The sequence below is a fragment of the Catenibacterium sp. genome (assembly GCF_052354645.1).
GTDB classification, from domain to species: Bacteria; Bacillota_I; Bacilli_A; order Erysipelotrichales; family Coprobacillaceae; genus Catenibacterium; species Catenibacterium mitsuoka_A.
The window spans coordinates 7,378-13,476 of record NZ_DAWDDM010000025.1; the positions used below are offsets into that span (position 1 = coordinate 7,378).

Sequence of the window (6,099 nt, forward strand, 5' to 3'; positions counted from 1 at the left end):
CTATTATGCTTTTTATCTATGAACACATTGTGAACTCATTATTTTTTTCTAGGAAATATGTTATAATGAGGTTCGAGGAGGATTTTTTATGAAAAAATCAATCATTACATTCTTATGTTTGATGTTGATCACATTATCAGGATGTACTTATAATACCAAATATTCAGAAAGTGATGCCCCCCTAACTATTACAGGTGGTCTCAGTGATACATTGATTGTATATTATTCATTCAATGGAGAAGAACGTAAACTCGCAAAACAAGTACAGTCATATACAGAAGGGGACTTACTTTGTTTACAGACTTCTAAGAAGTACTCTACAGACTTTAAAGAAAGAATTAAAGAACATAGAAAAGAAAGAGAAGCTTACGCAAAAGCACTTAAAGAAAATAAACATGATTATAAGAATAAACATGTATTAGATACATTACCTACTCTTAAAAATCAGATTGATGATATTGATCAATACAAGACTGTATATCTTATTTATCCATGCTGGGAAAAGGATGAACCTTTAATTATTGATTCATTCTGTATGGATTATGACTTATCAGGTAAAACAATTGTACCTATGTGTACAAGTGAAAAGAACTGGCGTGGCCATGTGAAATATTCCAGCAAGAAGAGTGTTGCTCACTTTAATAAGATGATACCAAATGCGAACTTTAAGCGTGCAAAGGCATTTACTGATGTCAAAGGCGTTAAAGAGTGGCTAGAAACTATTGATATGATCTAGACTGGATACTGATCCAGTCTTTTTTTGGAGAACTATAATGAGACATATATTTTTACTTAAACCAGTGGATGATGATTATGATCATCATCCGTTTATAGAAACAATTAGAGAAGTGATGCAGGGTTATGATTATGATATATTCATGAGTACTTATCCTGATCACGCCAAGAAGATTATTAAACATTATAAAGAACCAACACGTTTTTATAGCGTTGGTGGTGATGGAATGTTGAACCAGGTAATTCAGGGACTTGTAGGTACACCTCATGAGCTAGTAGTTATTCCTTATGGAACAGGAAATGACTTCTTTAAGATGATTTCTAAGAACAATGATTCTAAAGAAGTACTTAAAGCATCTTTAAAGGGTAAAACAATTCCTATTGATACAGTGTTAATGAATAATCGTTATTTTATTAATAATGCATGTTTTGGCTGTGATAGTGTGATTGCGAATCATGTTCATGATGATGTGAAGATTCCTAAGATGTTTAAAGGACATCAATACGAGTATTCTATCCTAAGAAACTTTGTCCAGTATCCATTTTATCCTATTAAGATGACAAGCCATGGAACACTATTGTATGAAGGTCCTGTTACTTTATGTGCCTGTGCGAATGCGAAGTATTATGGTGGGGGTTATAAGGTTGCCCCTCATGCATCATTAGAAGATGGTCTCATGAATATTGTGATTCTTGATCAAATTAATAAAGGACTCATTCCTTTATATATTAAGAAGATAGTAAGTGAAACACTTGATCAGGATAAACATGCTCATGTCTTTACTGTAGATGAAGTAGATGTAGAATCTCAGTATCCATGTAATTTAGATGGTGAAGAAGTAAAAGCATCTCATTATCATCTAGAAGTAAAGAAGAATAGTTTAAATCTTGTAGTCTTTGATAATTAAAGAAATAAATGTTTCTATGATTGGAGATAGTTCTTCTTTTCTTGTGATAAAGGCTGCAGATGTATAGAGACCCTTGTCTTTAAGTTTAGTATAGGTTTGTGAGTTTAAGTCTATATATGGTATAGCCGCTTCAGGTATAATAACCACCTGATCTAATATTGAACCCCATACTAAGGCAGTACGTATATCATCTGTAATAATAGGGATATGTGGCTGGAATTGGAGTTCATTTAAACAATAATCTACTATAAACTGACGATAACGTCTGTGAATCAAAACAGGATCATCTCGATAATCAATGAGATGGTTCTTTTTTTCATTCACAAGAGTAGAAGGTCCTACCGCAATCATTGGCTCAGGCTTAAATAAAAAAGATTTTAAATTCGTAGAATCAAAAGGTGTTCTGACTAACGCAATATCTATTTCATGAGCTAGTAAGGCATCCACCATCTCATAGGTTGTTCCTTCTTTCATATGAATATCTAACTTAGGATATTTCTTTCTAAACACATCCATATGCTCATGTGTAATGAAATAACCATTAGAAGAAGTAATCCCAAAACGTAAGATCTGTGTGGCAGCTCCTTGTACTTCTTTACTTGTCTGTTCATACAAATTCAACATCTGATTACATCTACGATAAAATAAGTGCCCTGCAGGTGTTAGTGTGATATGACGATGTCCTCTCTCTATCAGTATTGTATCTAATTCTTCTTCTATCGCTTTTAACTGCATAGAAAGAGGAGGCTGTGAAATATGTAATACACGTGCAGCCTGTGTTATAGTCCCTTCTTCTACAATTGTCTTAAAGTATTTCATCTGTTTTAGTTCCATATGTTTCTCCTATAGATTCTATATAAAATATATATTATACATATAGTATAAAACAGGATTATAATGTTGCAAGGATAGGGAGGAAAAATATGTATATAATGAAATATTTAAAGCCTTATAAATGGCAGGCCATTTCAGGCTTTATATTTAAACTTATAGAAGCATTTCTAGAATTATGTATACCAATGGCTGTAGCTCTTATTATTGATAATGGTGTTGCAGTACATAATACAAACTATATTACAAAGATGGCTTTTGTGATCTTTGGTTTATCTACAGTAGGATATGCAAGTTCACTTGTATGCCAGTATTTTGCATCACTTACATCACAGGGTGTAGGTACACTTATGCGTAAAGATATGTATCGTGCAATCAACCGTTATGATTATCAGGATCTTGATATTATTGGTACACCTTCTTTAATCACAAGAATCACCAATGATATCAATCAGATTCAGTTAGCTGTTGCCATGGTTATTCGTTTATGTTCAAGATCACCATTTTTAATTATTGGTTCTTTAATCATGAGCTTTGTGATTAACTGGCAGGTAGCACTTATTTTTGTGATTGTCGCACCACTTATTGCGTTTAGTATTTACTTTGTGATGAGTCATACAGCGCCTATGTATTCTCATATCCAGCATATCCTAGATAACGTATCTCTTATTACAAGAGAGAATCTTTCAGGTGTCAGAGTCATTCGTGCTTTTAACCAGCAGGATAATGAACAAAAACGTTTTGAATCAACAACCACAAAACAAAAAGAAGAACAGATCATTGCAGGTAACCTCAGTGCTGTATTAAATCCAGCTACTACAATCATTGTGAACTTTGGAATTATCGCAATTCTTTATATCTCAGGCTTTAAAATCAATGCAGGTAGTATGACACAGGGAGAAGTCATCTCTCTTATTAATTATATGAACCAGATCCTACTTTCTATGTATGTCTTTGCGAATGTTATTGTGATCTTAAATAAAGCCAGTGCATCATACAAAAGATGTGCAGATGTACTAAGTCAGAAACCAGATATTGTCCAGGGAATCAATGAGGCTCCAAGTGACTATCAGAACCTTATTACTTATGATCATGTTTCATTCTCATACTATTCAGGTAATGCTTTAACTGATGTGTCATTCAATATCCTTCCAGGTCAGACAATCGGTGTCATTGGAGGTACAGGTTCAGGTAAAACAACACTTATTAACTTGATTCCTCGTTTCTATGATGTCACCGAAGGGGAAATCCGTATCAAAGACCTTCCTATTAAATCATATAAGTTCAAGGATTTAAGAGATATGATTGGTATTGTGCCTCAGCAGGCCACACTTTTTGGAGGAACAATCAGAGAAAATATGCAATGGGGTCATCCTCATGCCACAGATGAAGAAATCTATGAAGCATTGGAACTTTCACAGTCTAAAGAATTCGTCGATAAGATGGCAGAAGGCTTAGATACCTATATTGAACAGGGTGGTAAGAATGTATCTGGTGGACAAAGACAAAGACTCACTATTGCTCGTGCATTAGTCAAAAAACCAGAAATACTTATTTTAGATGATAGTGCCAGTGCACTAGACTTTGCGACAGATGCAAAACTTAGAAAAGCTTTAAGTACACTTAATATGACAGTTATTATTGTTTCTCAAAGAGTGAGTGCTTTAATGCATGCAGATTCTATTGTGGTATTAAGCCATGGTGAAGTCGTAGGACAGGGTACTCATGACATGCTTATGAATACATGTGATGTCTATCAGGAAATTGTTATGTCACAGATGGAAGGAGGACAGAATAATGAAGAATAAAAGTACTTTAAAAAGACTTATGGCATTCTGTCGTCCTTATCGTATCTATCTTGTAGGTGCATTATTATTTTCTACAATTAATATTATATTCACTCTTTTGACACCAATTCTTATTGGGAAAGCCATTGACCAGATGATTGGTTATCATCAGGTTTTCTTCCAGGGACTCAGTCAAAAGATCTTCTATATTGCATTCTCTGTATTGATGACTGCATTATTCAACTATTTCTTAGTCAGAGCATCTAATAAGATGACTTATGAAATCACTAGAGACTTAAGAACAGAGCTCTTTAAACAATACCAGATCTTACCTCTTTCTTATATCGATTCTCATACACATGGTGATATGATGAGCCGTATGATTGCCGATATTGATCAGATTTCAGATGGTTTATTACAGGGTTTTACGAACCTCTTTGGTGGTATTGCGACAATCTTAGGTACAATTGGCTTTATGTTATATGTGAATGTTAAGCTGGCTTTGATTGTTATTGTATTAACGCCACTTTCTCTCATTGTCGCAACACTTATTGCGAAATATACATTCAAGTTTTTCCAAGAACAATTATCTATTCGTGGAGAAATGAGTGGTTTTGTAGAAGAAATGGTAGGAAACCAGAAAGTCGTCAAAGCATTCCAACATGAATCAATCAATGAAGAGAAGTTTGATGAAATCAATGATCGTTTATTTAAGAGTGGTGTTAAATCACAGTTCCTAGGTGCACTTGCGAATCCTTCTACACGTTTTGTGAATGCGATTGTTTATGATACAGTATGTATCTATGGTGCCTTTAGTGTCATTGGTGGAGGTCTTACAGTAGGTGGTTTATCATCATTCTTGACTTATGCCAATCAGTACACAAAACCATTTAATGATATTTCTAACGTATTTACTGAATTAGAGACAGCTTTAGCCTGTGCTGAGCGTGTCTTTAAGATTATTGATGAACCAGCTATTAAAAACCCAGAACATCCCAAGACTATTGATAATCCACAAGGTGTTATTGACTTAAACTATGTGAATTTCAGTTATACACCTGAAAGACCATTGATCACTGATTTTAATCTTCATGTCAATGCAGGTGAAACAATTGCGATTGTAGGACCTACAGGATGTGGTAAAACAACATTAATTAACTTACTAATGCGTTTCTATGATCCTCAAAGTGGTTCTATCTCTATTGATGGTATCAATACACAAACAATGGACCGTTCCTACTTAAGAAGTCTCTATGGTATGGTATTACAGGATACATGGTTATTTAAAGGTACTATTAGAGATAATATTGCGTATGGCTCAAATAATGCGACAGATGAAGAAATCATCGAAGCTGCCAAAAAAGCCCATGCTCATAAATTCATTATTCAGTTAAAAGGTGGCTATGATGCGATGCTTGCAGAAGAAGGCACTAACTTATCACAAGGACAAAGACAGCTTTTATCTATCGCAAGAATCATGCTCGCAAATCCACCTATGTTAATTCTTGATGAAGCCACTTCATCTATTGATACACGTACAGAAAGACAAATTCAGGATGCCTTTGATACAATGATGATTGGTAGAACAACCTTTATTGTAGCCCATCGTCTTTCTACTATTCAAAAAGCAGATCAGATTATTGTGATGAATGATGGACATATCATTGAACAGGGTAAACATGAAGAACTATTAAAGAAGAATGGTTTCTATCATAACCTTTACTATAGTCAGTTTGAAAAACCAGAGTAAACAAAAAAAGATTCCTCACGGAATCCTTTTTTAGAGTAACTAAATAGACTTGGGGTTAACTCAAGCTTTAAAAATGTCAGGGGTGTGA

At 34.3% G+C, this 6,099-nt stretch carries 5 protein-coding genes; 4 read left to right on the forward strand and 1 reads right to left on the reverse strand.

Translation table 11 applies throughout. The annotated features are described in order from the left end of the window. Positions 1–88: 88 nt before the first annotated feature. Both ACT8VG_RS02165 and ACT8VG_RS02170 read left to right on the forward strand, forming a co-directional pair. Positions 89–736 carry a flavodoxin gene (locus ACT8VG_RS02165; RefSeq protein WP_055235209.1) on the forward strand — a complete coding sequence of 216 codons (648 nt, stop codon included), beginning with the start codon at positions 89–91 and terminating at the stop codon, positions 734–736. Between the two features lie 37 nt (positions 737–773). Further along, a complete protein-coding gene (locus ACT8VG_RS02170; RefSeq protein ID WP_117458931.1) occupies positions 774–1,643 on the forward strand; it encodes a diacylglycerol/lipid kinase family protein in 870 nt (289 codons plus the stop codon). Here the strand turns inward: ACT8VG_RS02170 and ACT8VG_RS02175 are convergent. Continuing rightward, entirely contained in the window at positions 1,617–2,477 is an 861-nt protein-coding gene (locus ACT8VG_RS02175) for a LysR family transcriptional regulator (RefSeq protein WP_117458930.1), read from the reverse strand. The two genes, ACT8VG_RS02170 and ACT8VG_RS02175, sit on opposite strands and share 27 nt — an antisense overlap. A gap of 89 nt (positions 2,478–2,566) precedes the next feature. On the opposite strand from ACT8VG_RS02175, the gene ACT8VG_RS02180 reads away from it, so the two are divergent. Together ACT8VG_RS02180 and ACT8VG_RS02185 are read left to right on the forward strand one after the other, a co-directional pair. After that, positions 2,567–4,282, forward strand: a complete 1,716-nt coding sequence (locus ACT8VG_RS02180) for an ABC transporter ATP-binding protein (RefSeq protein ID WP_217106951.1) — start codon at positions 2,567–2,569, stop codon at positions 4,280–4,282. Further along, entirely contained in the window at positions 4,272–6,011 is a 1,740-nt protein-coding gene (locus ACT8VG_RS02185; protein WP_195920858.1) for an ABC transporter ATP-binding protein, read from the forward strand. The genes ACT8VG_RS02180 and ACT8VG_RS02185 overlap by 11 nt, the downstream gene beginning before the upstream one ends. Positions 6,012–6,099 lie beyond the last annotated feature (88 nt).

Bases quoted from the DNA above. Each gene is read 5' to 3' on its own strand.
- ACT8VG_RS02165 (WP_055235209.1), top strand. From the start codon at position 89: ATGAAAAAATCAATCATTACATTCTTATGTTTGATGTTGATCACATTA.
- ACT8VG_RS02170 (WP_117458931.1), top strand. From the start codon at position 774: ATGAGACATATATTTTTACTTAAACCAGTGGATGATGATTATGATCAT.
- ACT8VG_RS02175 (WP_117458930.1), bottom strand. From the start codon at position 2,477: ATGGAACTAAAACAGATGAAATACTTTAAGACAATTGTAGAAGAAGGG.
- ACT8VG_RS02180 (WP_217106951.1), top strand. From the start codon at position 2,567: ATGTATATAATGAAATATTTAAAGCCTTATAAATGGCAGGCCATTTCA.
- ACT8VG_RS02185 (WP_195920858.1), top strand. From the start codon at position 4,272: ATGAAGAATAAAAGTACTTTAAAAAGACTTATGGCATTCTGTCGTCCT.